At 65.3% G+C, this 26420-nt stretch carries 28 protein-coding genes and 1 tRNA gene; 15 read left to right on the forward strand and 14 right to left on the reverse strand.

Translation table 11 applies throughout. From position 1 onward, the window contains the following. Nucleotides 1-608: 608 nt before the first annotated feature. The 10 genes from ABD116_RS22170 to ABD116_RS22215 all read left to right on the forward strand — a co-directional run bounded on the left by ABD116_RS22170 (nucleotide 609) and on the right by ABD116_RS22215 (nucleotide 8893). Nucleotides 609-1187, forward strand: a complete 579-nt coding sequence (locus ABD116_RS22170; RefSeq protein WP_343973320.1) for a hypothetical protein — start codon at nucleotides 609-611, stop codon at nucleotides 1185-1187. Further along, nucleotides 1181-2551, forward strand: coding sequence for a hypothetical protein (locus ABD116_RS22175; protein ID WP_343973323.1), 1371 nt, complete (start codon nucleotides 1181-1183; stop codon nucleotides 2549-2551). Before ABD116_RS22170 ends, ABD116_RS22175 begins: the two co-directional genes overlap by 7 nt. A gap of 618 nt (nucleotides 2552-3169) precedes the next feature. Next, nucleotides 3170-4906, forward strand: coding sequence for an ATP-dependent nuclease (locus tag ABD116_RS22180; RefSeq protein WP_343973326.1), 1737 nt, complete (start codon nucleotides 3170-3172; stop codon nucleotides 4904-4906). Between the two features lie 102 nt (nucleotides 4907-5008). Next, nucleotides 5009-5851: a phosphoribosylaminoimidazolesuccinocarboxamide synthase gene (locus ABD116_RS22185; protein WP_343973329.1), complete on the forward strand. Its 843-nt coding sequence runs from the start codon at nucleotides 5009-5011 to the stop codon at nucleotides 5849-5851. A gap of 2 nt (nucleotides 5852-5853) precedes the next feature. After that, nucleotides 5854-6042, forward strand: coding sequence for a hypothetical protein (locus ABD116_RS22190; RefSeq protein ID WP_343973332.1), 189 nt, complete (start codon nucleotides 5854-5856; stop codon nucleotides 6040-6042). Nucleotides 6043-6112: 70 nt separating this feature from the next. Continuing rightward, nucleotides 6113-6856 carry a GntR family transcriptional regulator gene (locus ABD116_RS22195; RefSeq protein WP_343973335.1) on the forward strand — a complete coding sequence of 248 codons (744 nt, stop codon included), beginning with the start codon at nucleotides 6113-6115 and terminating at the stop codon, nucleotides 6854-6856. Nucleotides 6857-6961: 105 nt separating this feature from the next. Next, complete coding sequence (locus ABD116_RS22200) at nucleotides 6962-7300, forward strand: hypothetical protein (RefSeq protein ID WP_343973341.1); 339 nt, start codon at nucleotides 6962-6964, stop codon at nucleotides 7298-7300. A gap of 87 nt (nucleotides 7301-7387) precedes the next feature. Next, complete coding sequence (locus ABD116_RS22205; protein WP_343973344.1) at nucleotides 7388-7648, forward strand: hypothetical protein; 261 nt, start codon at nucleotides 7388-7390, stop codon at nucleotides 7646-7648. Between the two features lie 266 nt (nucleotides 7649-7914). Next, entirely contained in the window at nucleotides 7915-8442 is a 528-nt protein-coding gene (locus ABD116_RS22210) for a DddA-like double-stranded DNA deaminase toxin (protein ID WP_343973947.1), read from the forward strand. 4 nt (nucleotides 8443-8446) lie between these two features. Beyond that, nucleotides 8447-8893: an Imm1 family immunity protein gene (locus ABD116_RS22215; RefSeq protein WP_343973347.1), complete on the forward strand. Its 447-nt coding sequence runs from the start codon at nucleotides 8447-8449 to the stop codon at nucleotides 8891-8893. A 51-nt stretch (nucleotides 8894-8944) separates the two neighbouring features. Here ABD116_RS22215 and ABD116_RS22220 read toward each other — a convergent pair. The 3 genes from ABD116_RS22220 to ABD116_RS22230 all read right to left on the reverse strand — a co-directional run bounded on the left by ABD116_RS22220 (nucleotide 8945) and on the right by ABD116_RS22230 (nucleotide 10411). Beyond that, nucleotides 8945-9025, reverse strand: a tRNA-Leu gene (locus ABD116_RS22220). A 307-nt stretch (nucleotides 9026-9332) separates the two neighbouring features. Then, nucleotides 9333-9896: a peptide deformylase gene (locus ABD116_RS22225; RefSeq protein ID WP_343973350.1), complete on the reverse strand. Its 564-nt coding sequence runs from the start codon at nucleotides 9894-9896 to the stop codon at nucleotides 9333-9335. An 8-nt stretch (nucleotides 9897-9904) separates the two neighbouring features. After that, the gene (locus ABD116_RS22230) at nucleotides 9905-10411 is read right to left on the reverse strand and encodes a glycine cleavage system transcriptional repressor (RefSeq protein ID WP_343973353.1); all 507 of its coding nucleotides are present in this window, start codon (nucleotides 10409-10411) and stop codon (nucleotides 9905-9907) included. Nucleotides 10412-10514: 103 nt separating this feature from the next. Between ABD116_RS22230 and ABD116_RS22235 the strand changes: the two genes are divergently transcribed. The 3 genes from ABD116_RS22235 to ABD116_RS22245 all read left to right on the forward strand — a co-directional run bounded on the left by ABD116_RS22235 (nucleotide 10515) and on the right by ABD116_RS22245 (nucleotide 14736). Beyond that, nucleotides 10515-11639, forward strand: coding sequence for a sensor histidine kinase (locus tag ABD116_RS22235; protein WP_343973355.1), 1125 nt, complete (start codon nucleotides 10515-10517; stop codon nucleotides 11637-11639). Next, entirely contained in the window at nucleotides 11636-12301 is a 666-nt protein-coding gene (locus ABD116_RS22240) for a response regulator transcription factor (RefSeq protein ID WP_343973357.1), read from the forward strand. The genes ABD116_RS22235 and ABD116_RS22240 overlap by 4 nt, the downstream gene beginning before the upstream one ends. Nucleotides 12302-12387: 86 nt before the next feature. Continuing rightward, on the forward strand, nucleotides 12388-14736 hold the full coding sequence (locus tag ABD116_RS22245) for a GH92 family glycosyl hydrolase (protein ID WP_343973360.1): 2349 nt from the start codon (nucleotides 12388-12390) through the stop codon (nucleotides 14734-14736). Nucleotides 14737-14763: 27 nt separating this feature from the next. Here the strand turns inward: ABD116_RS22245 and ABD116_RS22250 are convergent, their stop codons facing one another. From ABD116_RS22250 to ABD116_RS22260, 3 genes are all read right to left on the reverse strand, one after another. Continuing rightward, nucleotides 14764-16071: an NAD(P)/FAD-dependent oxidoreductase gene (locus ABD116_RS22250; protein ID WP_343973362.1), complete on the reverse strand. Its 1308-nt coding sequence runs from the start codon at nucleotides 16069-16071 to the stop codon at nucleotides 14764-14766. A 195-nt stretch (nucleotides 16072-16266) separates the two neighbouring features. After that, nucleotides 16267-17097, reverse strand: a complete 831-nt coding sequence (locus tag ABD116_RS22255) for a uracil-DNA glycosylase (protein ID WP_343973364.1) — start codon at nucleotides 17095-17097, stop codon at nucleotides 16267-16269. Between the two features lie 19 nt (nucleotides 17098-17116). Beyond that, entirely contained in the window at nucleotides 17117-18535 is a 1419-nt protein-coding gene (locus tag ABD116_RS22260) for an MFS transporter (protein ID WP_343973366.1), read from the reverse strand. 108 nt (nucleotides 18536-18643) lie between these two features. On the opposite strand from ABD116_RS22260, the gene ABD116_RS22265 reads away from it, so the two are divergent. Continuing rightward, on the forward strand, nucleotides 18644-19222 hold the full coding sequence (locus tag ABD116_RS22265) for a TetR/AcrR family transcriptional regulator (RefSeq protein ID WP_343973368.1): 579 nt from the start codon (nucleotides 18644-18646) through the stop codon (nucleotides 19220-19222). Here the strand turns inward: ABD116_RS22265 and ABD116_RS22270 are convergent. The 6 genes from ABD116_RS22270 to ABD116_RS22295 form a co-directional block, all read right to left on the reverse strand. Then, the gene (locus ABD116_RS22270; protein ID WP_343973950.1) at nucleotides 19199-20173 is read right to left on the reverse strand and encodes a Ppx/GppA phosphatase family protein; all 975 of its coding nucleotides are present in this window, start codon (nucleotides 20171-20173) and stop codon (nucleotides 19199-19201) included. The genes ABD116_RS22265 and ABD116_RS22270 overlap by 24 nt on opposite strands. 22 nt (nucleotides 20174-20195) lie before the next feature. Next, a complete protein-coding gene (locus ABD116_RS22275) occupies nucleotides 20196-20681 on the reverse strand; it encodes a DUF501 domain-containing protein (protein WP_343973371.1) in 486 nt (161 codons plus the stop codon). Beyond that, the gene (locus ABD116_RS22280; RefSeq protein ID WP_343973374.1) at nucleotides 20678-21112 is read right to left on the reverse strand and encodes an FtsB family cell division protein; all 435 of its coding nucleotides are present in this window, start codon (nucleotides 21110-21112) and stop codon (nucleotides 20678-20680) included. Before ABD116_RS22280 ends, ABD116_RS22275 begins: the two co-directional genes overlap by 4 nt. Nucleotides 21113-21307: 195 nt before the next feature. Further along, a complete protein-coding gene (eno, locus tag ABD116_RS22285) occupies nucleotides 21308-22588 on the reverse strand; it encodes a phosphopyruvate hydratase (RefSeq protein ID WP_328328397.1) in 1281 nt (426 codons plus the stop codon). A gap of 38 nt (nucleotides 22589-22626) precedes the next feature. After that, complete coding sequence (locus tag ABD116_RS22290) at nucleotides 22627-23187, reverse strand: RNA 2'-phosphotransferase (protein ID WP_343973377.1); 561 nt, start codon at nucleotides 23185-23187, stop codon at nucleotides 22627-22629. Between the two features lie 7 nt (nucleotides 23188-23194). Then, nucleotides 23195-24067, reverse strand: coding sequence for a LysR family transcriptional regulator (locus ABD116_RS22295; protein ID WP_343973380.1), 873 nt, complete (start codon nucleotides 24065-24067; stop codon nucleotides 23195-23197). Nucleotides 24068-24137: 70 nt separating this feature from the next. On the opposite strand from ABD116_RS22295, the gene ABD116_RS22300 reads away from it, so the two are divergent. Next, a complete protein-coding gene (locus tag ABD116_RS22300) occupies nucleotides 24138-24623 on the forward strand; it encodes a hypothetical protein (RefSeq protein ID WP_343973382.1) in 486 nt (161 codons plus the stop codon). Between the two features lie 151 nt (nucleotides 24624-24774). Here ABD116_RS22300 and ABD116_RS22305 read toward each other — a convergent pair whose 3' ends face one another. Both ABD116_RS22305 and ABD116_RS22310 read right to left on the reverse strand, forming a co-directional pair. Continuing rightward, the gene (locus ABD116_RS22305; protein ID WP_343973385.1) at nucleotides 24775-25767 is read right to left on the reverse strand and encodes a nucleoside triphosphate pyrophosphohydrolase; all 993 of its coding nucleotides are present in this window, start codon (nucleotides 25765-25767) and stop codon (nucleotides 24775-24777) included. Between the two features lie 4 nt (nucleotides 25768-25771). Then, nucleotides 25772-26413: a hypothetical protein gene (locus ABD116_RS22310; RefSeq protein WP_343973388.1), complete on the reverse strand. Its 642-nt coding sequence runs from the start codon at nucleotides 26411-26413 to the stop codon at nucleotides 25772-25774. Nucleotides 26414-26420 lie beyond the last annotated feature (7 nt).

Consider the following 26420-nt stretch of genomic DNA (forward strand, 5'->3'; position numbering starts at 1 on the left):
CGACGCCATTCCGGATGGTCCACAGCCGTTCATCTGAGTCGCGACGACCTGGACCGGAACCACTCCGACCAGAGGCGAACGGAGACGAACTACAACCGCAACTGCAACCGGAACCGCCAGCCGTCAGCCGTCAGCCGTCAGCCGTCAGCCGTCAGAAGGGGATTCGGTGGCTTCCGGACGCCTCTTCTCAAGTGGCTGATGCTCGGGCCAAGGGTCTTGTGGGTTGCCCCATCGGGCTCGTCAACAAGCTGCGTCGTCCGACAGCCGTCCCCCGCCATGAGTCATCCACGGTAGACAGCTTGTTGACACGTGGGCGTGTTATGTCGCAGGACATAACAACCGCACCGAGCGAGTCTCCAAAGCCAAAGCATTCGGATCGGCCACGCAGGTTCCTTCTAGCCAGACCGCAGCAGCCCACGAGCTTCTCCTAGAGGAGCTACTCAAGCCGGCCGGTTCGGTTTCGAGCGGATCATCGGCGAGACACTCCTCATCGAGCACGCGAGGACCCTAGCCGCGGGAGGCGGAGCGACAATATTCCTGTAGCCCGCGATCAGGTCGTTATTGCCGAGCCCTAGGCAGTCTCAAATGCCATGAGTAGCATCACCGCTATGGCTGCCGAAGAGACGCAGATGCTGGGACTTAAGGGCGTCTATGAGATAAAGCAATGGCTAGAGTCGACGACTCACATCAGATTGCCTTTTAATGTCTACGAAAACCAAGCCGCTTGCACCGTCAATTGCCTAAATAGCGAAGTCAAGCGGTTTGACATTTATGGACATCTGCTGCGTAAATCTCCGGTTCCTCTCGTAGTTGAAGCCAAGCGGTACACCACCCCGGGCCATCAAGGGACTGAATTCAGAAAGTTTCTTGCGATCGCATATAGCTCAATCGTCAAGAGCATCAAGGACAACGGAGCGGATGATCGCCGAGAATTCATGTGGGTCACCTTCCACCCATTCAGCCAAGGGGACTGGCCCGACCTGCTGTCAAAAGCCTATCTACGAGAAGCACTGAAAGTACATTCCGGATACCTTGCTGGCGAGGAGATAGACGAGGAACTGATAGACGGCATGCCTGACAGATTGTGGGTCCTGGTCTACCACAGCAAACAGAAGAGCCTTCTTCTCACGAGAGAAGAATTACTCTTAGCGCATTCCGTACTAAAAAGGGAGGGAGAAGGATGGTAGTCGAGCGCGGCTTTGCCGAGGCGGTTGCTGGCATCATGTCGAACACAAGTCCTAACCGGATTATCCAAGACGTTCATGGGATTGTTGGACGAGAGCTGGCGCGCCTTGACCCTACAGCCGAGATTGAAACGACCACATACTTCAACCACTCATACGTGCCAGACTTCGTCTTGAGCTGGGGCAAAGGCAGCCTACGCGCACAACGAGCCGTCTACCTACGCAATACGCTAGAAGCATCGGTTGTATCCCAGGATGCAGAAGAATTAGGGGCTGAAGCGCCGGTCGTACTTTCTCTAGCTCGGACAGAAAGCAGCGAGGTAATCGACGCCGCCGACCTGGCCGTCGAAGAGGCTCCTCGGATTCTGATGACCAACGCCGCCGCTTTGGAAGAATTCACCGAAGACACAGAATTCTCCAACCCGCTTGAGGGTCTCGTCCGGTCAAATCTCGTTCGAGGCGCCAGAGGTCTACTGACCCCTGAGCGGGCCAGGCAGTTCACCATCGTCCCGGATGTAGCTGACGAGGGTTATATTGCAGCAATCCGTCGGAATTTCGATGAACCCGCTGCGTTCAGGTTGAGTCGCGCCGCACAAATAATCAGACTTGGGCTAGGAGATGGCCTCGACGAGTTCTTCAGAGCCTCGGAGCCATTCGACCTGGCAGAAGGCGAACTATCGGTAGCTGAACTCGCGGTTATACTGCCGTATCTATTAAGGCATCCACAAGGAACCTATGATCCGAGGTTCTGGGAATTCGTTGGACTGATGACGGATTTGGCCTCAGTCGAGGCGGTGGCTGTTGAACTGTCCGACATGGACATAACTAGAATCGTGTTACCAAACCTCAACAACTGGTTTGGAATAAGAGCATCTCTCGGAATCCGCCCCGATCTCTCAGTAGATAACAACCGCGCCTACGAAGACGGATGGCAATTCAATGCACGCATGCTTGCCCTCATCGTAGACCGATGGATCGTCCACATCTCGTCAGACGCAAGACACTTGAAGGGCCGAAAGGATTCTGCGCCAGCGCGTTGGGAAGACCTGGTAAACCGTCTCGAAGGTCTCAACGTATCTGCCGTCCGCCTAGTCGGCGCATCGCGTCGTGTCGACGTATCGTCCGATCGCTCTGCCGATGTCCGATCGGACGTGGCTACAATTTCTGCATCGATTGATGATGCTTTCCATGTCCCGGAAGTTCGGGTTGGGTTTGACGAGAGTTCGATAACCGCCGACTTCTCTCGCATGCTCGCTACTGCGCAACCGTCTGCTTCATTACGTGAACTGGTGAACGTCACCTTGACAGTACTCGGATATAGATACCCCATCTCCGACGAGTACTTGTGGTTAGCGGGTCCTGAATAGGCGACTTGAGGCTCATTGACTCCTACGTGTCAGCGCCCGGGCTCCTCAGCATCGCCCCGATAGCTGCCGACCTTAGGTTCGGTTCGGTGCGGGTCCAGGGGCGAGCTTGCTCGATCGCGAAGCGACGCCGGAGGCGCCCTTGACGCGGGCCGGGCCGGACCGTCCCTCCCATGATTGCTAGCGGGGCGATGCGGTTACCCAGACTCATCCGGGCGGGTGCGCCTGGACCACGGCGAGTGGTGGCCGGCGGATTGGCGAGTGGTATTCCGACTGGGGTGTCGGCTCGTTCGATGGCGAGTTCCGCTGTCTGCGACCGGCACCCTTGGCACGTGCGCGCCAAGCCAACGGGGGACGGGGCCGACGAGCCCTTAGGCGAGGAGCCGGAGGTTGCCCCGCTCCCCCGGTCCTTCGGTGGCGGCGCGCCTTCGGGCCCTGGAGGGGCCCGTCTTGAAGACGTAGAGAAAGTTGTCAGAACGGCGGTGGTCACAAATGTTGGGTCAAGCTTTGCCGGAGACTAGACCGGCGCAAGGGCCTTCAGTACCGTAGCGACCGTTGGTCAGGCTAGGGGGCTACGAGTGACCTACGTGGTGGGGGAACCGGCATGAAATCGAGTGAGACATGATAAACCGCGTCCACTTTAAAAGGTTCAAGCAGTTCAAAGATACTGCGATCGACCTTCGCCCGGGCGTGACATTATTGGCGGGCGGAAACAATTCCGGCAAGTCGTCTCTTCTCCACGGACTCGCCGTATGGGAGTTCTGTCGTACCGCGACTTTAATGGAGCGCGGCGAGGAAGGCTTGTTAGAAGTGGCCACATCGCGCCAAGGACTCGGTCTTGGCGATGATGAATTCTCGCCTGTAAATGTACCTTCGTTGAAGCATCTTTGGACGAATCTGAAAACTCAGAAGTCTACCGGCGATGCTGATGGGTACACCTTGCGCGTGGGTTGCGAATGGGAGGATGACGGCGTCTCCAAAGTCTTGACTTTTGGTCTCGCCCTAGCGAACGACCGCTTGTTTATCAAGACAGTCGAGTCGAACCTGATTTCGGGCGATGCAGTGCCAACTATTGCCTACCTTCCACCTTTCGCCGGAATTACGGCTCACGAACAGAGGATGAGCGGCGCGATTCGGCGGCGTCGCATCGGCGAAGGTGTCGCTGGCGCAGTTCTTCGCAACTTGTTGCTTGACATGCAGCAGGTGAATACGGCGAAGCGCGCCGCGCTTCGTGCTGGAAAATCTAAGATTAGTGACGCGGATCTTAAACGGCTTCGGGAGGAGGATCCGTGGGAATTGCTCCTGAAGACTCTTCGTGAAGTTTTTTCGGCTGAATTGATTGTTGATGATTTTCGCGAGGAGTATCACTCGTACATCAATGTGCATGTAGTAAAGGGTGAAGTCGACGGCTACAAGCTGAAGCGCCACGCCGGATACAATCAGCGCGATCTAATGGTGGAAGGTAGCGGCTTCCTTCAGTGGCTGAGCGTTTATACACTGGCCACCAGTACATCTTTTGATGTGCTCTTGTTCGATGAGCCCGATGCGCATCTCCATCCGACCCTTCAAGGGCAGCTCCTCTCTCATCTGGATTCGCTGGCAATTGCAACCGGGAAGCAGGTCCTTCTGGCTACGCACTCAAGTGAAATCCTCAAGGGTGCAGATCCTGAAAGGATATTGCAGATCAGATCCAATGGGTCGAGCAAATATCTGACAGAGAATCATCAGAAGGTTGGCCTGCTGGTAGGCCTCGGCGCCGACTACTCGCCTCGAATCGATTCGATTCGACGCACTAAGCGAATGCTGTTCATTGAGGGAAGCTCCGACCTGACTGTCTTGCGTGGAGTTTGCAAAACACTCGGGTACACATGGCCCGAGAACTGGATCGAGTGGCAAACGACCGCTAGCCACAAGGAACGCCGAAACCTATGGACCGCTCTCAGAGAAGAACTCGGGGACGTGAAAGCATTCAGTCTCCGCGATCGCGATGACGATCCATTAGGGACCGTCGGCGCAGATCTCCGGGACACTGGAGAATCTTTCTCTGATGGATTCTTTCCCCGCAAATGGAGGCGGCGATACATTGAGTCTTATCTGATTTGGCCACCGACCCTCGCAAAGTGCAGCGGAAAGTCCGAGGAAGAGGTCCGGAAGGTACTGCAAGAGGATCACGGCATCGCAGTAGGCGGCACTTTCAAAGTAAGCGAAGCGCCACAAGCGCTTCTCGATGTCAGAGCTAAAGACGTTCTTAAGTCATTTGGGCTTAATGTCGCCGATGTCGCGAAAGAGCTTCCCCCAGATGCGATATGCGACGACCTGCGAATGATTGTGGAGCAACTCATCGACCTCGCCAAGTGACGAGAAGATCTGTCTGCCCTCACCTCTACTCGGTGAGCGAGATGTCAGCACTGCAAGCTCGACGACTCGTTGGGTGGCTAGGCGGTGTGCTAGAACAGTGGCGTGGAGCTTCTTCATCAGGGCAAGGTTCGTGATGTGTACAGCGATCGGCCGGGGGAGGTGATCCTCGTTGCGACTGATCGTGTTTCGGTCTATGACGTGGTGTTGCCTACGCCGATCCCCGATAAGGGCAAGCTGCTGACGAGTCTCTCGTTGTGGTGGTTCGAGCAGCTCAAGGACGTGATGCCGAACCACGTCATCTCAAGCACTGACGTGCCGGCCGAGTTCGCTGGACGCGCTGTGCGTTGTCAGCAGGTCGACATCATTCAGGTTGAGTGCATCGCTCGCGGTTACCTTGCTGGGCTTGGGTGGGAGGCCTATCAGGAGACCGGGAAGATCTCCGGGGTGTCGATTCCTCCGGGGCTGCGAGAGGGCGACAAGCTGCCTCAGCCGGTCTTTACGCCGACAACCAAGACTGCGCCTGAGGATGGGCATGACGAACCGATGACCTTCGAGGAGGTCTCGGAGGCTGTTGGGCCGGAGTTGGCGAAGACGCTTGAGGCCAAGACGCTTGAGCTGTTCACGCGGGCTACTGAGATCACGGCCGGCCGCGGGGTTCATCTGGCTGACACCAAGTTCGAATTCGGGTTGGCGAAGGACGGGACGCTTGTCCTGGCGGATGAGGTTCTGACTTCGGACTCCTCGCGGTACTGGCGCGATGAAGACTGGAAGCCTGGACAGCGGCAGGTGTCGTACGACAAGCAGTTCGTACGGGACTGGGCGCGAGACTTGGGGACCTGGGACAAGACTCCCCCGGGCCCGGAGATCCCGGCTGCGGTCGTCGACGAGACTCGGGCTCGCTACGTGGCGATGTACGAGCGCATCACCGGGCTGAAATGGGACTGACCGTGGCGACATGGGATGAGATCCAAGAGGCTCGCCTGAGCGAAGTACTGGAACTGCAGAAGGTTCACCACCGACTGCTGGCCGCCAAGGCGCAGGGCGTCGAGCCGGAGCCGGCTGACGTCGAGGTCGCTCGGTCCGTTGCGGCCACCGGGTTGAACGTCGACCGGATCAACGCGCGGGACGATTACTAGACCTTCGCGCGCGGTTCTGCCTATGCTGGCGGTGTTCTAGAACACCGATTGAAGAGTTCGAGGTTTTGTTATGCCCCCGAAGTTGGTGCGTCCCGCGCCGCCGTACCTGCAGATTGCCGACGCGATCCGTACCCGGATCTCCAACGGTGAACTGCAGGCCGGCGACCGCGTGCCGTCCGTACGAGCGCTGATGCGCGACTATGGGGTGGCGATCGCGACTGCGCAGCGGGCATTGACCAGCCTGCGAGCGGAGGGATACATCCGGCCAGAGCGTGGTGTCGGGAGCATCGTCACGACCGAGGACGAGCGCGGCCGGGCAGCCAATGACCGAGTCGACAAGTCCCGGCGCACGGGCAAGGTCTACCCGACCGGCCAATACGCCAAGATCACCCATGCGGCGCTCGACAAGGCGGGCGAACAGGTCGCTGACGCGCTCGGACTCAAGGCCGGCGACCCAGTGATTCGGCGCGTGCGAGTCACTTATCGCGCCGACGACAAGCCGATCTCTGCCTCAACCTCTTATTTCAAAGGCGATCTGGCCGAGCTCGCTCCGCTATTGCTGAGCGCCGAGCGGATTCGCGAGGGAACTTTCGCGTACGTCGCCGGCGCGCTCAAGCGGGCCATCGATGCCTGGCAGGACCAGTTCGAACCAGCAGCGGCAACCGCTGAGCAGGCAGCCGAACTCGGCCTCGACGAAGGCGACCTCATCCTCGTCGGGCGCAACTGGATCTACGACGATTCCGGCGACGTCCTCGAGTACGGCGAAAGCATCACCTACGGCCGCGTCACCTACCGCGGCCGCCTCGGCGACTGACCGCCCGCCACCCGCCCTACAGACCAGACGATCCCGAGAGGCTTGTACGTTCGATCCAAGTGTTCTAGTCTCTGAACTAGCACACTCGATCTCATGGAGCACGCGATGAGCGACCCGGATCACACGAAACCCCTTCTTCTCGGATACCGGCAGCACTTGCTGATGACCGAAGACGAACTGGCTGGCGTCAAGGAACGGCTGGCCAACTACGCCACCGTTGAGGGCTTCACGATGGGACCGGTCTTCGTGGAGCAACGGGAGTCGACGCCAGCCGCCTTCGAAGCACTCGTTCAAGCCATCGGCCAGTACCGGGCAAGAGCCGTCGTACTTCCGAGCATGCTGCATTTCGCCGTGCTCGGTACTCCGCTCGCCGTCAAGCTCACCTTCGAACAGGCGACCGGCGCCCAGGTGTTCGTCGCCTCCCCCGTCGACGCGACTCCATAGTCCGGCGGGTGGACGTACCAGGGCCCTGCACCCTGCGTCCACCTGCCACTCCAGTTGCCCATAGCAACCAAATCAGATGAGGCGCTCATGTCCGACATCCAGAGACTCAAAGCCCAGCTCTACCAACTCACCACCGAGGCCCAGCAAGGCGCCGGTAGCCTCGGCGGCTTCCGGCAGAAGTTCGGCCAGACGGGCGCACAGGTTCAAGCCCTGATCGCCGGCTCAGCCACCGGCGCCGATCGCGACATCGCTCAACTCCTCGACGCCGCCGGACGCTCCCTCGAACAAGCCGTGGAATCTCTCCAGATCGCCGCCCACGGCTGCCGAAGCTATGCCGACCAGATCTAGCCGCCACAGGCACGCGGATGCCCTCCGAACTCCAGCGCGTAGCCCAGGCGTTGTTGACCGCTCTCGACGAGACTCCTCGCGTTGCCGACTACCTAAGGCGAATGGCTCAGAGGTGCCGGGAGAACGCCGGCTACGTCGGCCACATGTCCAACCACCCAGCAGCCCGGCTGGCCGCAGTACAGCTGGACGAGGCGGCCCGCCGCTGCGACGACGCAGCTCAGTACCTGGCCCAGGTACGACCAAAGGCACGCGACTGGGCCGAACAGATGGTCAGGAGCGGGCGGCAGGGCCATGACCGGGCCGCGGAAGGGCCGAAGCCGCGAGCTGTCACGACGGCAGGCGAGGACTCGAGCCCGGAACGAAGTCGATCGCAGCCCACGATCAGCGATGAACAGGCCAGGGATCTGTTTCGGAAGCTGCCAGTACGCGTTGAGCGTCGAGGCCACAGAGAGAAGACCAGCGGCCTCTGGCGAGACCCTGACGGCAATGAGCAGCCTTTACTCAGCGGCATCGACAGGCATCGAGAGATGGCTGACCGTCTGGCATTGGACAAGACGCTGGGTGACCCGCCACATACCTTGGCGATCACCTCGCACGTCGAGATCAAGTTCGCGTTGATGATGCGTGAGCGCGGACTCACGGACGAGACGATCGTGGTCAACAAGAGGCCGTGCGACGGTGACCTCGGATGCGATCAGATGCTGAGCAGGTTTCTCCCGGCGGGCGGTAGTTTGACCGTCTACGGACCAGCTGGGTTCAAGCGGACCTATCGCAGTACGGAACAGGATGGATGACGACATGACAGCGACTGTTCGGGCCTTTTACAAGAACGGCGCGGGTCCTACGCTGCTGACTTCGGCCGCCGATGTCGATGCCCTGGTCGACGCGGTCCTGGCTGAGCCGTTCGAGAATTCAGTTGTCGCGTTGTACAGCGAGGCACGCCCGCTGCTGGAGTCCGGAGTACGCGATCACGAACTGCGGATCGGTATCGATGCCGAAGCCAAGGTGGGTGGCATTCGCTACGCCGGCAACGACGGAACCGGGCGCGGCGTTTGGTACGTACCGGGGAATCCGAGTCAGCGCGACGAGGCGTTCTATTACTACCAAGGCCACGACGAGGGTTGGCCGCAGGACTCCGAGGTCTCTGTCGAGGATGTCCGCCGCGCAGTCGCCGAATTCCTCGAGAGCGGTGGCGACCGACCGACCGCATTCGAGTGGTCCGAGTGGCCGACGGATATTGCCTGATGGACGACATTCCGCGGGTGGTTCTCCGCGGAGGCGTCGGTATGAGCGTTGTGCCCGGGACGGGATTCGAACCCGTATGCCTTTCGGCTGCGAGGTTTAAGCTCGCTGCGTCTGCCGTTCCGCCACCCGGGCCTGCGACCAAAGGAGCACCCTACAAGTAGATCCTGGTCACGAACACAGGGTAAGCGGGTGAGGTTGCGTTGGTATGTGCGGACATCCCCTTCTGCAGGTGCTGAGCCAGCGGGCGATGACAGTTCGTACGCGCATGACGTTAGGCACGGGGTGGGTGGGCGGGGAAACCACAGCCGCCCTACCCCAGACGTTTACCCCGCGGGCGGGTGGGCGGGGAAGCCACAGTTGGCTGACACCACACGTCACCCCGACTTGGGTGGTTCGGAGGACGAGGGTTGGTTGCTGGCGGTTCGGCGTACCGGGGTGGTTACAGGTAGACCTTGCGGGGGTAGATGGCGTGGGCGCCGGCTACTCGGTCTAGGAAGAGGGCTCCGGAGCAGTGGTCTATTTCGTGTTGTAGGGCTCTGGCCTCGAAGGCGTCTGTGGTGATGGTGAGTTGGTCGGTGGTGCCGGGGAGGGTGCCGGTGATGGTTAGGCGGGTGGCTCGTTTGACGTCGCCGGTCAGGTCGGGGACGGACATGCAACCCTCGCGGGCCTTTTCCTGGCGGGTGGCTTCCACGATGACGGCGTTGCAGAGGACGAAGACGCCGTGGCAGGTGCGGGTTTTGGGGTGGCCGGTGACGTCCAGGGCGAACATCTGGGCGGCGACGCCGACTTGAGGGGCGGCTAGGCCTACGCAGCCTGGGGAGACTCGCATGGTGGCTACCAGGTCGGCGGCCAGGGCCAGCATCACTGGGTCCAGGGGGTCGACCAGGGCGCCCTCGGTGGCCAGGACGGGGTGGGGGGCTCGGACGACCTCGAGGACGTCGCCGGTGAGGCCTAGTTGGGCGGGGCTCCAGCTGGCGACGGTCTGGTTCAGATGGGCGGTCACCGGGGAGCTCACAGATCGTCGCTTTCGGCCGGGCGCAGGGTTACTCCGACGCCTAGTTCCTCGGCGGTGATCTCCAGGGCGCGCTGGAGCATGCCGAGCTCAGCCGCGGCGGGCAGCTCAACCTCGGCGGTCAGGACGTACAGGGAACCGCTCAGCCGCGTTGTCTGGTCGGTGATCGTGCCGCCGACGCTGGCGATCATCCGGGTCACGGCGGAGACGATCCCGGGGCGGTCGGCGCCGTGCACGCTGAGGATGAAAGGCGCGCCGATCGGGGCGTGGGCGTGTTCTGGGCCCATTTCACGGACGGTGATGACGAGTTCGCCCCGCAGCGGCTCCAGGGCCTCGCGTACCTCGGGGAACGATCCGGAGCAGACGATCATCATCGCGAAATGGCCGCGCAGGAGCGTCATCGTCGAGTCCTCGAGGTTGACGCCGGTCTGGGCGAGGGCCTCGGTGACGTCGGCGATGATGCCCGGGCGGTCCGGGCCGATGACGGTGACTGCGAGCTGACTCATGGGCGGAAACTTACCCGGACCAAAGTCTTTACCCGGTCAAACTTCGGTATCCGGACGGCCCACCCGGCCACAATCCCGCCCAAAAGCTAGTTAGATTCGACCCATGGCAGGTTCAGAAGGTCCGAGGCGCAGCGCCCGGGACTGGGTGGTCGACAGCCTGAGCTTCGTCCTCGCGATCCTGATCAGCCTGGTCGCCTACGACAGCGGCCGCAAAGACCCGATCCCCGGGTGGTTGCACGACGTCGACTTCGTCCTCGGCCTGGCCTTGTGCCTGACGCTGTGGTTCCGGCGGCGCTGGCCGGTCCAGCTGGCGCTCGTCGCGGCCGCGATCTCGGCCTTCTCCGACGCCGCCGCCGGCCCGACCCTGATGATCATCCTCACGGTGGCGATCTACCGGCCGTTCCGGACCACGGTGCTGATCTTCGGCGTCAACACGGTCAGCCTGGCCATCTACATCGCTGTCCGGGACAAGCCCGAGTCCATCCAGGTGACCGCCGGCTGGGCGATCCTGATCTACTGCGCCCTGGCCGGCTGGGGCCTGTACCTCCGTTCCCGCCGCCAACTCCTCCAGACCCTCCGCGACCGAGCCGACCGCGCCGAGGCGATGGCTCTCCTCCAGGCCGAGCGCGGCCAACTGAGAGCCCGTGAGGAGATCGCCCGCGAGATGCACGACGTACTGGGCCACCGGCTCTCCCTGCTCAGCGTCCACGCCGGCGCCCTCGCCTACCGCCCAGACGCCAGCACCCAAGAGGTGGCCAGCGCGGCCGAGGTCATCCGCGCCAGCGCCCACCAGGCCCTCCAAGACCTGAGAGAAGTGATCGGCGTACTACGAGCCCCCGTCGGCGAACTCCCCCAGCCAAGCTTCGCCGACCTCCCCGCTCTGGTCGACGACTCAAGAAAAGCCGGCCTCCCCGTAGCCCTCGAACTCGATGCCCCCGGCAACCTCCCCGAGCACGTCGGCCGAACCGCGTACCGGATCGTCCAGGAGGGCCTCACCAACGCCCTCAAACACGCCCCCGGCGAGCCGGTGAAAGTAAAGGTCGTCGGCTCCCCAGGTAACGGCCTCACAGTCGAGCTGAACAACCCAGCCGGCCAAGCACGACGCGGCGACGGCCAAGGCCTGATCGGCCTGACCGAGCGCGCCCAACTCGTCGACGGCCGGCTCGAACACGGCCGTACCCCCGAGGGCGAATTCCGTCTCGCCGCTTGGCTACCGTGGCCCGCATGACCATTCGGGTGCTGATCGTGGACGACGACCCGCTGCTGCGGGCCGGCCTGCAACTGATGCTCGGCGGCGCGCCGGACATCCGCGTGGTCGGCGAGGCCGGCGACGGCAGCGGCGTACAGAGCCTGATCGACAAGCTCTCCCCCGACGTCGTGCTGATGGACATCCGGATGCCGAACACCGACGGCCTGACCGCGACCGAATCCATCCGCAGGCGGCCGGGCGCCCCCGAGGTCGTCATCCTGACCACGTTCGACGCCGACGAGCACGTACTCCGCGCGCTCCGCGCGGGCGCCGCCGGCTTCATCCTCAAGGACACCCCGCCGGCCGAGATCGTCGAGTCCGTACGCCGGATCGCCGGCGGCCAGCCGGTCCTCTCGCCAGGCGTCACGAAGCGCCTGATCACCCGCGTCGCCGCCTCCGGCCAGGACCAGCGCAAGAGCAAGGCAGCCGAACGCCTCAAGGACCTCAACGACCGCGAACGCGACATCGCCGTAGCCGTCGGCGAGGGCAAGTCGAACGCCGAGATCAGCGCTACCCTCTACCTCAGCATCCCGACGGTGAAGACACACGTCTCCCGCATCCTCACCAAACTCGACCTGAACAACCGCGTCCAGATCGCCCTCCTCGTCCACGACGCCGGCCTCCTCGACGACACCCGCTGATCACCGAGCCTTCACCCGCGCAGACACCACGAAGAACCGATCCGCACTAGCCTCTAGGGGTTTCGTCCGCCCTTGGAAGGTTTCAAATGCGCCTGCTCGTCGGAGGTCTCGCTCTAGCCCTGCTCCTCCCCGCCCTGCCAGCCCAGGCCGTCGATCAACTCGTCACAGACCCGGCCGCGTACGTCGACCCGCTGGTCGGCTCCGCCCGCGACGGAACGACCTGGCCAGGAGCCGTCCGCCCGTTCGGCATGATCTCGTGGAGCCCCACGAGCACCCGCGGCGATCAGACCAGCACGGGTGCCGCCAACGGATACCAGTACGACGTGACGCGGGTGCGCGGCTTCGCCCTCACCCACGTCAGCGGCGCCGGCTGCAACCCGGGCGCGGCCGGCGACATCCCGATCATGCCGTACGTCGGTACCGTCGACACCTCCCCCACCGCCGACACCAAAGACGCCAAGTACGCCAGCGACTTCAGCCACGCCGACGAGATCGCCAAGCCCGGCCGGTACACCGTGAAGCTGGCGAACGGCGTCAAGTCCGACCTCGCCGTCACCACCCGAGCAGGTGTCGGCGACTTCGCCTTCCCGACCGACGGCCAGCCGAACCTGCTGTTCCGTACGTCGAACTCGCTCAACGGCAGCGAGGACGCCGAGATCACCATCGACGCGGCAAACCGCAAGGTGACCGGCTCGGTCCTGACCGGCGCCTTCTGCGGACGTCGCGCCAACGGTGGTACGAACAACCGGAAGACCTACTACCGCCTCTACTTCACCGCCTCCTTCGACCAGCCGGTCGTTGCCACCGGCACCTGGAAGGACGGCACGATCACCCCGGGCGGCACCCAGACCACTGGTGGCGAGGGCTACGCGACCGGCGCCGACCGTGCGGGCAAGGGCTCAGGGGGTTACGTCAGCTTCACCCCCGGCGCCAAGGTCAAGATGCGGATCGGCATCTCGTACGTGAGCGCGCAAGGCGCTGAGGACAACCTCGCCGCCGAGATCCGCCCGGACGCGACCGTCAACCGGATCGCCAACGACGGCTACAAGGACTGGAAGAACGAACTGCAGAACGTCCGGATCACCGGCGGCAGCGACGCCCAGCGCAACACCTTCTACACCGCCCTGTACCACGTACTCCTGCAGCCGAACGTGTTCAACGACGTCGACGGCAAGTACCTCGGCAGCGACCAGCAGATCCACGAGCTGGCGCCGGGCCAGCGGGCGCAGTACGGGACGTTCTCGGGGTGGGATCAGTATCGGGCGCACATCCAGCTGCTCGCGTTGCTGAAGCCGGAGATCGCGGGTGACTTCGCGCAGTCGATGTACCAGTTCGCCCAGCAGAACAAGGGGATCTGGGATCGCTGGCTGCACAACAACGGCCCGACGCACGTGATGACGGGCGACCCGGCCGCGCCGACCCTGGCGACCTTCGCGGCGATGGGGGTCACGAACTTCGATGCCGAGGGCGCTTACGACTCGCTCGTCCACCAGGCGACGGTGCAGAACGCCGATGCCGAGAACGATGGCGGCTGCCCAGGACAGTGCACCGGGCAACGGCCGGCGCTCAACACCTACTTGGCAAAGCACTACGCGCCGCAGGACGCCTGCCACTGCTGGGGTGGAGCGGCGGAGACGCTGGAGAACTCGCTCGCGGACTTCTCCCTTGCCCAGTGGGGATCCCGGCTCGGCAAAGACACCCAGGACCTCGCCGATCGCGGCACGTGGTGGAAGAACACGTACGACCCGGCAGTCGGCTACCAGCGTGCTCGCAAGGCGGATGGGACGTGGCAGCCTGGGTTCACGCCGTCCACCGATGTGGGATTCGCGCAGGGTTCCAGTGCGACGTACACGTGGATGGTGCCGCAGGATGTCTCCGGCCTCGGCGCGGTGATGGGCGGCGATGCGGTCACCAGGCTCGACGGCTTCTTCCACGATGCAGCCGGCAACTGGGCGGTCAAGGGTGGCAGCGCGCTCCGCTATGACCCAACCAATGAGCCGGGTCTGCACACGCCGTGGCTCTACAACGGGCTCGGCGTCGCCTGGAAGACGCAAGCGACGACGCGCGAGATCGTCGACACCGTCTACGGCACCGGGCCGTCAGGCCTGCCGGGCAACGACGATCTGGGGACGCTCTCGGCCTGGTATGTGTTCGCGGCGATCGGCCTCTTCCCGCAGACGCCTGGGAGGGCCGAGTTGCTGGTCGGCAGTCCGCTCTTCCCGAAGGTCGAGTTGAAGCGCAGCAACGGCGTACGGCTGACCATTGAGGCGCCGCAGACGTCAGACGCCAACCAGTACGTCGAATCGCTCGCCCTCAACGGCAAGCCGCGCACCGAGTCCTGGCTGCCGGAGTCGTTCATCACCAGCGGCGGCCGGATCAACGTACAGATGGGAGCGGCACCCACAAGCTGGGGCACCGCTCCCATCGACCACTGAAAAGCAAAAGCAAGGAGGGCGGGGGAATCAGCTGTCGGTAGCCCTGCGGAACTCCTCGCGGGGAGTCTGCAGGCTACCGAGGCTGGTGACCTCACGCCGGAAGAACAGCGCGAGGGTCCAGTCCAGGATGACCCGGGCCTTGCGGTTGAAGGTGGGCACGCGGGACACGTGGTACGTCCGGTGCAGGAACCAGGCCGGCCAGCCCTTCACCTTCACGCCGTACAGCTGGGCGACGCCCTTGTGCAGGCCGAGGCTCGCCACCGAGCCGACGTACTTGTGCTTGTAGTCCTGCGGCGGCTGACCGTCGACCACGCGGAGGATGTTCGCCGCGAGACGGTTGGCCTGCCGTACGGCGTGCTGCGCGTTAGGTGCGCAGTACGCGCCGGTCTCGGACGTCAGGTCCGGTACTGCGGCGTTGTCGCCGGCGGACCAGGCGTCGCTGACCCCTTCGATCCGCAGGTTGGCCAGGCACTTGACCCGGCCGCGCTCGTCCAGCGGGAAGCCGGTCTGGGCGAGCGCCGGGTTGGCCTTCACGCCGGCCGTCCAGACGATGGTGTCGGAGTCGAACTCCTCGCCGTCGCTCAGTACGACATGGCCCTTCTCGCAGGACTCCAGCCGGGTCTCGAGCTTGATGTCCATGTTCCGCTTGCGCAGCTGCTCGACGGTGTACTGGCCGAGTTCCGGGCCGACCTCGGGCAGGATCCGGTTGGTGGCCTCGACGAGCACCCAGCGCATGTCGTCGGGCGTGATGTTGTCGTAGTACCGGGTGGCGTAGCGGGCCATGTCCTCGAGCTCGGCGAACGCCTCGATCCCGGCGTACCCGCCGCCGACGAAGACGAAGGTGAGCGCGGACTTGCGCAGCGCGGGGTCGGGCTGCGAGGACGCGACGTCGAGCCGGTCGAGCACCTTGTTGCGGAGCGCGATCGCCTCTTCGACGTTCTTGAACCCGGTGGCCTCCTCGGCCAGCCCCGGGATCGGCAGCGTGCGCGCGATCGAGCCGATCGCGATCACGATCTGGTCGTAGGCGAGCTCGTAGTCGGGGCCCTCCTCGGGCATCACCTGGGCGACCTTGCGCTCGTGGTCGACGCCGACCACGCGGCCGGTGACCACCCGGCAGCCCTTCAGCGTCTTGCGCAGCGGCACCACCACGTGCCGCGGCTCCACCGAGCCGGCCGCGGCCTCGGGCAGGAACGGCTGGTACGTCATCACCGAACGGGGGTCGACCACGGTGACCCGGATCTTGCCCCGGCGGGCGGCCTTGCGCAGGCCGTACGCCGTGTACATCCCGACGTAACCGCCTCCGACGACGAGGATGTGCGGTACCTGGGCTGCCATTGCCTTCACTCTCCCTGAGTGCTGTTCGAACTTCATGTCCACTTCAGGATACCCGGCTCGTGAAAACTTTCACAAACCATCTTCCGGGTGATCTCAACCACCGGAAGTCCCCCATCAGGGGGACCTTCGTCCCCTATCCTGCGTCCTGCCCCCGCCCACACCTAGCGCTGACCCCACCGGTAACACAACCGCAAGTCACAGACCGGCGATCGTTTTGGCTCGGGTGAGGACCGCGTCGGTCATGGGTTCGGTGAGTTTGCCGGTGAAGGTGTTTTGCTGGCTGGGGTGGAAGCAGCCGAGGACGGTGACTTCGCCGTACGGACCCGGTACTACGTACTCCACCGCGTGCCCGAATTTCGGACGAGGGCTGGGCACCACCCCGCCGACGGCTTGCAGCGCGTTGAGCAGCACGTCGAACCCGAACTTCCCGAGGCAGACGATCGCCCGAGTCGACGGCAGCACCAGCTCCAACTCCGCGTGGAACCAAGGCGCGCAGTTGTCGCGCTCCTCCGGCGTCGGCTTGTTGGCCGGTGGCGCGCACCGGACGGCCGCCATCATCCGCGCGCCGATGAGCCGCAGCCCGTCGCCGGCGTGCTCGCTCGTCGGCTGATTGGCGAGACCAACGCGGTAGAGCGACGCGAACAGCCAGTCGCCCGAGCGATCGCCGGTGAAGACCCGGCCTGTGCGGTTGCCGCCATGAGCCGCGGGAGCCAGGCCGGCTATCAGCACTCGCGGCGACGGGTCTCCCCAGCCAGCGATGGGCCGACCCCAGTACGGCTGGTCGGCGAAGGACTTTCGCTTGCCGAGAGCAACATCTTCGCGCCACTCGACCAGCCGGGTACACGCACGGCAGACGGACACCCTGGCGTCGAGTTCCGCCAGGTCGTCCGTCTGCGCGAGTTTGAGGACCTCGGCCGCGTCGCGTGCGGCCGGAGTACCAACTGCCGCTGGATCTTCGGGCCAGCCGGTTCCCGGTGGTACCGGACTGTCGAACAGCTCCCCGGTCAACGGGTGCGGCAGCTTCATGCCCTCAGCGTAGAGCCGATCAGCTGACCAACTCTTCGAGGACCGGAGCCGGCGTAGCGATCCGGCGAGCGGTCGGGATGGCCAGCGCCAGCAGGACCGCGGCCGCCGAGAAGGCTGCGAGCAGGTAGAAGGTGTCGGTGAAGCCGGATTCGGCGGGCAGACCCGACGGCTGGAGGTGGCCGGTGATGACGGAGCTGGCGACCGCAGTACCGATGGATCCGCCGATGGTGCGGATGTTGGCGTTCATCCCGGTGGCCGCGCCGGTCTGCTCCCGCGGCACGTTCTGCACGATCAGGCTGGTCATGGATGCGTACGCCAGGCCTAGCCCGATCCCGAAGAGCGCCGTCGAGAGCGCGAGCTGCCAGGGCGAGTCGTGGAGCCGCGCGAACAGCAACGCCGCGACCAGGCTCAGCGACGATCCCGTGACCACCTGAGCCTTCGGCCCGAAGCGCGGCGCCAACGGTCCACTGAGCGAACCGGCGACGGCCATGGTGACCAGCATCGGCAGCATCAGGAGTCCGGCCTGCGTCACGCTCGAGCCGAATCCGAAGCCCGCGGCCTTGGGGATCTGCACGAACTGAGGCACGAACGCATAGACGGCGAACATCGCGGCGCCGAAGAGCAACGCCACCAGGTTGGTCGTCCAGACGGCCGGCAACCGCATCATCCGCATGTCGATCAGCGGGTTCTTCGAGCGGAGTTCGACGGTGATCCAGCCGACCAGGAGGACGGCGGCTGTGACGAAGAGGCCGATGGTAAGGGCCGATCCCCAGCCCCACGAGCGGCCGGTGCTCAACGGGAGCAGCAGGGCGATCAGCCAGCCGGACAGCAACAGGGCGGCGAGCCAGTCGATCCGGCCGGGGACGCGATTCGGCGACTCGGGGACGTACCGGCGTACCAGCACTGCGGCCGTCGTGACGACGACGAGCGGGATCCAGAACAGCCAGCGCCAGCCGAGCGCCTGGACGATCGGGCCGGCCAGTACGATGCCGAGCCCACCGCCGGCCGCGATCACGGCCGACACCAAGCCGACCACGGACGGGACTCGCTCGGTCGGGAACTCGTCGCGGATGATGCCGAACGACAGCGGGAAGACCGCGCCGCCAAGGCCTTGGACAACACGAGCTGCGATCAGTACGCCGATGTTCGGCGCGATCGCCGCGAGCAGACAACCGACCGCGAGGGCGACCAGAGCAATGAGCAGCGTGCGCTCCTTGCCGACCATGTCGCCGACCCGGCCGAGCAGCGGGGTCGACACCGAGACCGACAGGAGCAGTGCGGTGAATACCCAGGTGACCAGCGCCGGGCTGGTGTGGAGGTCGTGCTGGATCAGCGGCAGGGCTGGGGTTACCAGCGACTGCAGCATGGAGAAAGCAGCCACGACGGACGCGAGCACAGCCAGCGTCGTACGTGGTGAGTTATGCCTGATTCTGGGCATGCAGAAGTCCTTCAGGAGAGTGTGGGTGTACCCCGATCTGCTAAAGTCGAGGTATGCCTCCAGTATAGCGGAGGAGTGCCTCCGGTTCTAGTAGATAGGGTTGCTGGGGTGACCGAGACCACAAGTGCCCGCGGAAGTCTGGGCGTCGCGATCAAGCGCCCGCACCGCGCGGACGCCCGCCGCAACTTCGACGCCCTGCTGGCCGCCGCCCGGGACGCCTTCGCCGAGCACGGCTCCGGGGCGTCGCTGGAAGACATCGCGCGCCGCGCCGGGGTCGGCATCGGGACGCTCTACCGGAACTTCCCGACCCGGCAGGACCTGTTCGACGCCGTCTACTTCGGCGAGATCGAGGAGCTTTGCCAGGCCGCGGACGAGGTCGCCGATCTGCCACCATGGGAGGCCTTCGAGACCTGGCTGCAGCGCTTCGTCGGGTACGCCGCCACGAAGCGAGCCATCTACGAGGAACTGAACCGCGACTCGGACCTGTTCCGTACCGCCCGCGAGGCGATGTACGACGCCGGTCAGCCCCTCTTCGACCACGCCCAGCAGTCCGGCGCGATCCGCCCCGACACCAACTTCGACGACGTCCTCCGGATGGTCAGCGGCCTGACCGCCGCCGGCTTCGTCGACGACGCCCAGCGCACCCGCGTCCTCAACCTCGCGCTAGACGGTCTCCACCCGCGCTAGCGCCAGGGCCACGCCGTCGAGGATGTCGTGTTCGGAGACCAGGACGCCGTCGTAGTCGAGGCGGTCGTGCAGGCGTTGGAGGATCAGGGCGCCGGCGCCGATGACGTCGACGCGGCCGGGATGGATGGCCGGTACTTCGGCGCGCGCCATTCTCGTCGAGCCCATCAGCCAGGAGGTGGTGTCGAGGAGCAGGTCGGCGGGGATCTTGGCGTGGTGGATCACGCCGGGGTCGTACTCGGTGAGCTTGAGCGCGACGGCGGCCACCGTGGTGACCGTGCCCGCGACGCCGATCAGGCAGCGCGCCTTCGACAACGGCACCACGGTCGAGTCGAGTAGTGCGTCGACGTCCTTGGTCGCGGCGGCCATCTCCTCGACCGTTGCGGGGTCGGAGTGGAGATGCCGTTCGGTCATTCGGACCGAGCCCATGTCGAGGGACTCCGACGCGATGACGCCGTCGGCGTCGCCCAGAACCAGTTCGGTCGAGCCGCCGCCGATGTCGGCCACCAGATACGGACCCGGCACCTCCAGCGCGGCCAGCCCGCTCGTCGCGCCCTGGAAGCTCAGCGCGGCCTCTTCGGCGCCCGAGATGATGTCCGGCATGACTCCGAGCCGCTCGGACACCCCGGCGAAGAACTCGTCCCGGTTGCTCACATCCCGCGCCGCCGACGTCGCGACGAACCGCAGTCGGTCCACACCGGCAGCGCGCACGATTTCGGCGTACTCCGCGCAAGCGGCGAAGGTCCGTACCAACGCATCGGCTGCAAAGGCGCCCGAAGCATCGACGCCCTGCCCCAGCCGAACCACCCGCATCTGCCGATCGACCTCGGTCAACTCGCCATCGGCATAGTCCGCGATCAGCAGCCGGATCGAGTTCGTCCCACAGTCGATCGCAGCGACCCGTACCGACTCCGCCCCACCAGCGGCGTCCGAATCGGCCGAGCCGCCAAGCACATACCCCTCGCCCGGCGCGGCGTCAGACACAGGGCCCCCGTCGGCCCCAGTCGGGGAGCATCGCCAGGGCCTCATCGCCCAGCGGATTCACCCCAGGCCCGGCCGCCAGCGAGTGCCCGACCAGCACATGCAAGCACTTCACCCGGGTAGGCATCCCACCCGCGCTGATCCCCATGATCTCGGGCACGTCGTCACCGAGTGCCTCGCGCCGACGCAGGTAGTCCTCATGCGCCGACCGATACCGAGCAGCCAGCTCCTCGTCCTCCGCCAGCCGGTCCGTCATCTCCTTCATCACGCCGTCCGCCTCCAGCGTGCCGATCGCCGACGCCAGTCGCGGACAGGTGACGTAGTACGTGGTCGGGAACGGCGTGCCGTCGGGAAGCCGCGGCTCGGTCTCGACCACATCGGGCAGCCCGCACACACAGCGATGAGCGATCGAACGGATCCCGCGGGCGGGGCGGCCGAGTTGCTCGCTGACGGCCGTGACGTCCTCGGGTGTAACGCTCACCTGCTGCCCTTCGGTGGTGCGGTCAGTACCGGTTTGGGGGTCGGCTTCGGGGTGGCCGGTTTGGCCGGCGCGGGCGGATTGCCGGCGCCCTCGACGCTCCCCCACAGCTTCGTGTACCAGGTCGGCTTCTGCGGATCGGCATGCGGATCAGCCGGCCCCGCGGGCTCGGGCGGCGCCCCGACAGGCTTGCCGTCCGCGCCGATCACCCGGTACCCGACCTCGCCCGGCATCACCCAGCCGAGCCGCTGCCGGGCCTGCGCCTTGACGTAGGCGTCATCGTTCCAGCGCTCGACCTCTTCGCCCAGCTGGTCGACCCGCGTCTCGCGATCGCGGATCTCCTGCTGCAACGCGCTGATCTGCTGGTGCTGGTCGAACCAGACCCGCAGGCTCTGCGCGTACGAAACGATCAGCGCCCCGAGCACGAGCAGCACGACGGCTGCCCGGCCGGTGAGGTTGCGCGAACCCCTGGTCCGGGGCGTGCCCGGACCAGGGGTTCCCGTCGTACGACGTTTGGGCTGGTTGCCGTCCCTGCGGGCAGGCGGGCGCGACTGGCTACGACTCGTCGGTCGCGAGCCTGGGCGCGCACCTGGATCCCGGCGGGAGGACATCTCCAAAGCCTACGTCGGTCAGCCCTTGAATCGCGGGAAGGCCGAGCGACCGGCGTACCGGGCCGCGTCGTCGAGCTCTTCCTCGATCCGGAGCAGCTGGTTGTACTTCGCCGTACGGTCGGACCGGGCCGGCGCGCCGGACTTGATCTGGCCGCAGTTGGTCGCCACCGCGAGGTCGGCGATCGTGGTGTCCTCGGTCTCGCCGGACCGGTGGCTCATCATGCAGGCGAACCCGTTGCGGTGGGCCAGGTCGACGGCGTCCAGCGTCTCGGTCAGCGAGCCGATCTGGTTCACCTTGACCAGCAGGGCGTTGGCGGCCTTCTCGTCGATGCCGCGCTGCAGCCGCTCGACCTGGGTGACGAACAGGTCGTCGCCGACCACCTGGATCTTGTCGCCGAGCTGGGCGCTGAGGTTCTTCCAGCCGTCCCAGTCCTCCTCGTTCAGCGGGTCCTCGATCGACACGATCGGGTACGCCGCCACCAGGTCCGCGTAGTACGCGATCATCTCGTCGGCCGACTTCTTGCCGCCCTCGAACGCGTACACACCGTCGGTGTAGAACTCGCTCGCGGCCACGTCCATGGCCAGCGCGATGTCCTCGCCCGGCTTGAAGCCGGCCCGCTCGATCGCGACCAGGATCAGGTCCAGCGCGTCCCGGTTGCTCGGCAGGTTCGGGGCGAAGCCGCCCTCGTCGCCGAGGCCGGTGGACAGGCCCTTCTCCTTCAGCACGGCCTTCAGCGCGTGGTAGACGGTCGCACCCTGCATCAGGGCGTCGGAGTACGTCGACGCGCCGATCGGGGCGATCATGAACTCCTGCACGTCGACATTGCTGTCCGCGTGCGAGCCGCCGTTGAGGATGTTCATCATCGGCACCGGGAGCACGTGCGCGTTCGGGCCGCCGACGTAGCGGTAGAGGTCCAGGCCGGCGCTCTCCGCGGCCGCCTTGGCGACGGCGAGGCTGACGCCGAGGATGGCGTTGGCGCCCAGCTTGGACTTGTTCGGCGTACCGTCCAGGTCGATCAGGGCCTGGTCGATCAGCCGCTGCTCGTGGACGTCGTAGCCGACGATCTCCTTGTCGATGTCCTCCAGGATGGCCGTGATGGCCTTCTGGACACCCTTGCCGCCGTAACGGGACTTGTCCCCGTCACGCAGCTCGACGGCCTCGAACTGGCCGGTGGAAGCTCCCGACGGCACTGCCGCCCGGGAGACGGTGTCGTCGTCGAGGAGAACCTCGACCTCGACAGTGGGGTTACCGCGCGAGTCAAGAATCTCGCGGGCGCCGACGGCCTCGATGGTGGCCACATCTACTCCCTTGTTCACACCTGATGTCAGCCCCGAGCCTAGCGGCCAGACCAGTCGGCCCCGTGGACCGCGTCGGTCTTCAGCACTTGGGAGATCGCTCCAGGAGGCACCGACCGGACCAGCAGAACCCCGTTGGGAGCTTGGAAAACCGGCTGATCGAGCTTCGCCGGATCGATCCCGAGCAGCACGTCGACCCTGGATCGCCTGCCCACATGGCTGTTCCGGCTCGGCGCGAGGTGGACGTGGGTACGCCGCCCGGGCTGTAACCCTTCGCGCAGAATCGCCTCGAGGACTGCTTGATTCGTCCCATGCCAGAGCTCTTCGACAGGCCGAACCCGTCGCCAACTGTTCTCCAAAGCTTCACGGGTGACCGGCATTCCCGCCGCGGAGTGCCCCTGACATGCCCGAATTCGCTCTCCGTCGACCTGCAGGCGCGCCTTGTCGTTCTGCTCGACGGCCGCTGCGAGCGCAGTACGGTCCATCTCGAGGAGTTTGCAGACGTCTTCGATCAGCGCCCAGCCGTCAGCACTCATCGCGAGCCCCCGCTCACCGCCTGTATGCCTGAGCAACCTCGAAATCGCCCGGCTGTCCTTGCTCACCGACTCATCATTTCAGGACGTGGCGCTGGAGTAGCTCGCGCAGCAGGTCGAGGCGCTGGTCGGCCGGGCGGTTGCGGCGGGTGACGAGGTAGTAGCGAATCGGTGGGAGGTCCTTGACGGGGATGGTTCGCACGGCGGCCGGCGTACGGACGAAGCCGTTGACGACGGCCGGGCCGACGCCGAGCCGGACGAAGTGGACCAAGAGATTCCAGCCTTCGGCCTCCACCGCGACGGTCCAGTCGACACCGGCGTCGAGCAGGCTGCGTTCGAGCTGCTGCCGATGGGGGCGGGTCTTCGGCGGTACGACGAGCGCCTCGCCATGGAGATCCTTCAGCCGGACCGTACGCCGGTCCGCCAGGCGGTGGCCGGGTCGAACCGCGAGCACTTGCGGGTACTGCGCGAGCGGCTCGCAGTCGAGGTCGTCCGGCGGGATGGTCAGCGCCGTGACCCCGAAGTCGGCGCTGCCGTCGCGGATGGCGGCGACGGTGGCGTCGGAGTCCGTCGTCATCAGCCGAAGACCGGGCTCACGGGCGAGGTAGCGGCGGAGGACATCGCCGATGACATACAGGTATGCCCCCGAACCGGCCGCGAGGACAAGCGGTCGCGGCGGCAAGACGTCGAGCTCGTCGAGGAACGCTGCGGCCCGAGCACGGCTGTCGTTGGCGAAGGCGGCCAGCTGATCACCCGTCGCCGTCAGCAACAGCTTGCGCCCTTGGCGCTCGTACAGCTGTTTCCCCAACGTCTGCTCGAGTTTGCGGACCCTCGCATGCAGCGCGGGCTGGCTCACATGCAACTCGCCGGCCGCGTGCGTGAAGTTCCGATGCTTGGCGAAAACAGCGAAGGCTTCCAGGTCCTCAGCCACCAACCGATCCAGAATCATCACCTCAAACTATAGCTGCGGCGTCTATTAATAGTTCTGTCGACATAGTTCCCCAGCGCACGATCACCCCATGAACAGATTGGGAATCGACATCGGCCGCGTCATCATCAACAGCCCTCCCGGCCAGGACACCGCCTTCTTCGGCGGCACCCCCGAAGCCGCCCTCCACACCCCCGCCGTCCCCGGCGCCTTCGACACCATCCCCCGCCTGGTAGACCTCTTCAACGGCCAAGCCTGGCTCATCTCCAAGTGCGGCCCCCGAATCCAGCAACGCTCCCTAGCCTGGCTCCACCACCACGGCTTCTTCCCCCACACCGGCATCCCCGCCGAAAACATCCGCTTCTGCCTCCGCCGCCCCGACAAAGCCATCCACTGCGCCGACCTAGCCATCACCCACTTCATCGACGACAAGGCCGACGTCCACGCAGCCCTCCGCGGCTTAGTCCCCCACCGCTACCTCTTCGGCCCCCAAAGGTCCGTCCCAGCCGACCTCACCCACACCCCCACCTGGCCCACCGCCGAGGCCGCAATCCGCACTGACCTCGCCCCCAGCTAGGCGATCGGGCGGGCCACTCAGCGGCGACTGGCGGGTTCTTCGACCGCTAGCGCCCTGTGCAGCGCCAGCGGCCGAATAACCCGCCAGCGCCCGCGAGTTGCCGGTCAACCCAACGCTCCACAAGACGGCCGTCGGGCCTGCGTCGGAGGAATTAGCCGGATTCGGCGGTTCGTACCTGGTTGGCTAGGTGGTGGGTTGCTGTGCGGAGGGCTTGTTCTGGGTCTACGCCTAGGGACCGGGCCTGGCGGACCAGGTTCAGGAGCTCGGCTCCGATGCGGGCGTCGTCGGGCGCGGTCGAGGGGGCGGCCGCGAGTGGGGCGTCAGTGGGGAGGATCTTTGCGGCTCGGCCTAGGACTTTGTCGGCCAGGGCCAGGGCGGGGAGGGCCAGGGGGATGCCTTCCAGGACCGAGGTGCGTTGTTTTTCGGCCGCCTTGATGGATTCCCAGTTGGCTTCGACGGCGGCGGAGTCGGCCGCGGTGACGTCGGCGAAGACGTGGGGGTGGCGGCGGACGAGTTTTTCCACCAGGCCGCCGGCTACGTCGTCCATGGAGAAGCCGTCGTCTTCCTCGGAGACCTCTTCGGCGATGCGGGCGTGGAAGGCTACCTGGAGCAGGAGGTCGCCCAGTTCTTCGCGGAGGTGGATGTAGTCGCCGGAGTCGATCGCTTCGAGGGTTTCGTAGGTTTCCTCGAGGAGGTAGCGGGCGAGGCTTTCGTGCGTCTGCTCCTGGTCCCAGGGGCAGTTGCGGCGCAGGCGGTCCATCACGCGGACGAGATCGATCAGGCGGGCACCCGGTACGTCGTACGAGCCGTGGACGATCTCGACCTCGTACTCCGGTCGCGGCTCCCGGCTCAGCTCGTCGGCGATGGTTCGGAGCAGGGCGGGCTCGCCGTCCTCGCCGACCAGCCAGGCGACGCGGTCGCCGGCGGAAGCGGCGGCGACAAGCCAGGCCCACTGCTCGGCGACGTCGCCGTCGATGTGCTGGACGACGAGTCCGGACCCGATCAGCGCCTGGACGTCAGGCCGTGAAGGCCCGGCGGAGGCGCCGATCGCAGAAGCGTCGGTGAAGACCTGCCAGGCGGCCCGGGTGAGCAACCCGGGCGCGACCCGTGGACTGGTCAGGACGACCTTGATCGAACCCGTCAAAGGCTCAGCCCTGCGGCTCGGCCGGCGGCTGCTCGCCCTGGGGCGCGGTCGGCGTCGGCGAGCTCTGCGGGGAGAGCTTCGACAGCGATCCCGAGCCTTCCTTGAGCTGGGTGCCGTCCCAGGTGCCGTAGCGCGGGGCGATGTCGACGGTGATGTTCTTCGACGCCTCCTCGATCAGCTTGGCGCCCTCGGTGCTCTGCTGCTGCGCGTTCGGCTCGGTGACCGACCCGGTGCCGCCGGCCAGCTTGATCTGACCGACCACCGCGCGCGCCGCGGCCCGCAGGAAGTCGTTGGTGACCGGGTTCGCCGCGAACTTCGGGTACAGCGACTGGTCGACGACGACCTTCATGGCCGGTTCGATCTCGGCGTCGCTGACCTTGATCGAGCGCTGGTCGAGGACCTGCGCGGCGACCTCGTTGTTCACCAGGATCTTCAGCACGGCGGCCGGGGCGATCTGCTGCTGCCCGCCGACCGCGCTCTGGATCGCGGCGGTGCTCTTGTCCAGATCGGAGACGCTGATCTCGTTGTCGCCGATCGTCGCCGCCGCGCCCGGGTGGGTGCCCGCGGCGCAACCGCCGAGCAGCAGGACCGAGGCCAGGCCCGCGCCGACTACCTGCGTCGCCCGAAGCCGTCGCGAAGTGCTCACCGAATCT

Origin of the sequence: Kribbella koreensis (assembly GCF_039525325.1) — a bacterium.
Taxonomy (GTDB): Bacteria; Actinomycetota; Actinomycetes; order Propionibacteriales; family Kribbellaceae; genus Kribbella; species Kribbella koreensis.

What these genes read in the sequence shown, in the direction of transcription:
- ABD116_RS22210 (WP_343973947.1), top strand. Translation starts at nt 7,915, where the DNA reads ATGGTCAGGAGCGGGCGGCAGGGCCATGACCGGGCCGCGGAAGGGCCG.
- ABD116_RS22215 (WP_343973347.1), top strand. Translation starts at nt 8,447, where the DNA reads ATGACAGCGACTGTTCGGGCCTTTTACAAGAACGGCGCGGGTCCTACG.
- ABD116_RS22205 (WP_343973344.1), top strand. Translation starts at nt 7,388, where the DNA reads ATGTCCGACATCCAGAGACTCAAAGCCCAGCTCTACCAACTCACCACC.
- ABD116_RS22250 (WP_343973362.1), bottom strand. Translation starts at nt 16,071, where the DNA reads ATGGCAGCCCAGGTACCGCACATCCTCGTCGTCGGAGGCGGTTACGTC.
- ABD116_RS22300 (WP_343973382.1), top strand. Translation starts at nt 24,138, where the DNA reads ATGAACAGATTGGGAATCGACATCGGCCGCGTCATCATCAACAGCCCT.
- ABD116_RS22175 (WP_343973323.1), top strand. Translation starts at nt 1,181, where the DNA reads ATGGTAGTCGAGCGCGGCTTTGCCGAGGCGGTTGCTGGCATCATGTCG.
- ABD116_RS22240 (WP_343973357.1), top strand. Translation starts at nt 11,636, where the DNA reads ATGACCATTCGGGTGCTGATCGTGGACGACGACCCGCTGCTGCGGGCC.
- ABD116_RS22295 (WP_343973380.1), bottom strand. Translation starts at nt 24,067, where the DNA reads ATGATTCTGGATCGGTTGGTGGCTGAGGACCTGGAAGCCTTCGCTGTT.
- ABD116_RS22230 (WP_343973353.1), bottom strand. Translation starts at nt 10,411, where the DNA reads ATGAGTCAGCTCGCAGTCACCGTCATCGGCCCGGACCGCCCGGGCATC.
- ABD116_RS22170 (WP_343973320.1), top strand. Translation starts at nt 609, where the DNA reads ATGGCTGCCGAAGAGACGCAGATGCTGGGACTTAAGGGCGTCTATGAG.
- ABD116_RS22235 (WP_343973355.1), top strand. Translation starts at nt 10,515, where the DNA reads ATGGCAGGTTCAGAAGGTCCGAGGCGCAGCGCCCGGGACTGGGTGGTC.
- ABD116_RS22200 (WP_343973341.1), top strand. Translation starts at nt 6,962, where the DNA reads ATGAGCGACCCGGATCACACGAAACCCCTTCTTCTCGGATACCGGCAG.
- ABD116_RS22245 (WP_343973360.1), top strand. Translation starts at nt 12,388, where the DNA reads ATGCGCCTGCTCGTCGGAGGTCTCGCTCTAGCCCTGCTCCTCCCCGCC.
- ABD116_RS22260 (WP_343973366.1), bottom strand. Translation starts at nt 18,535, where the DNA reads ATGCCCAGAATCAGGCATAACTCACCACGTACGACGCTGGCTGTGCTC.
- ABD116_RS22255 (WP_343973364.1), bottom strand. Translation starts at nt 17,097, where the DNA reads ATGAAGCTGCCGCACCCGTTGACCGGGGAGCTGTTCGACAGTCCGGTA.
- ABD116_RS22180 (WP_343973326.1), top strand. Translation starts at nt 3,170, where the DNA reads ATGATAAACCGCGTCCACTTTAAAAGGTTCAAGCAGTTCAAAGATACT.
- ABD116_RS22195 (WP_343973335.1), top strand. Translation starts at nt 6,113, where the DNA reads ATGCCCCCGAAGTTGGTGCGTCCCGCGCCGCCGTACCTGCAGATTGCC.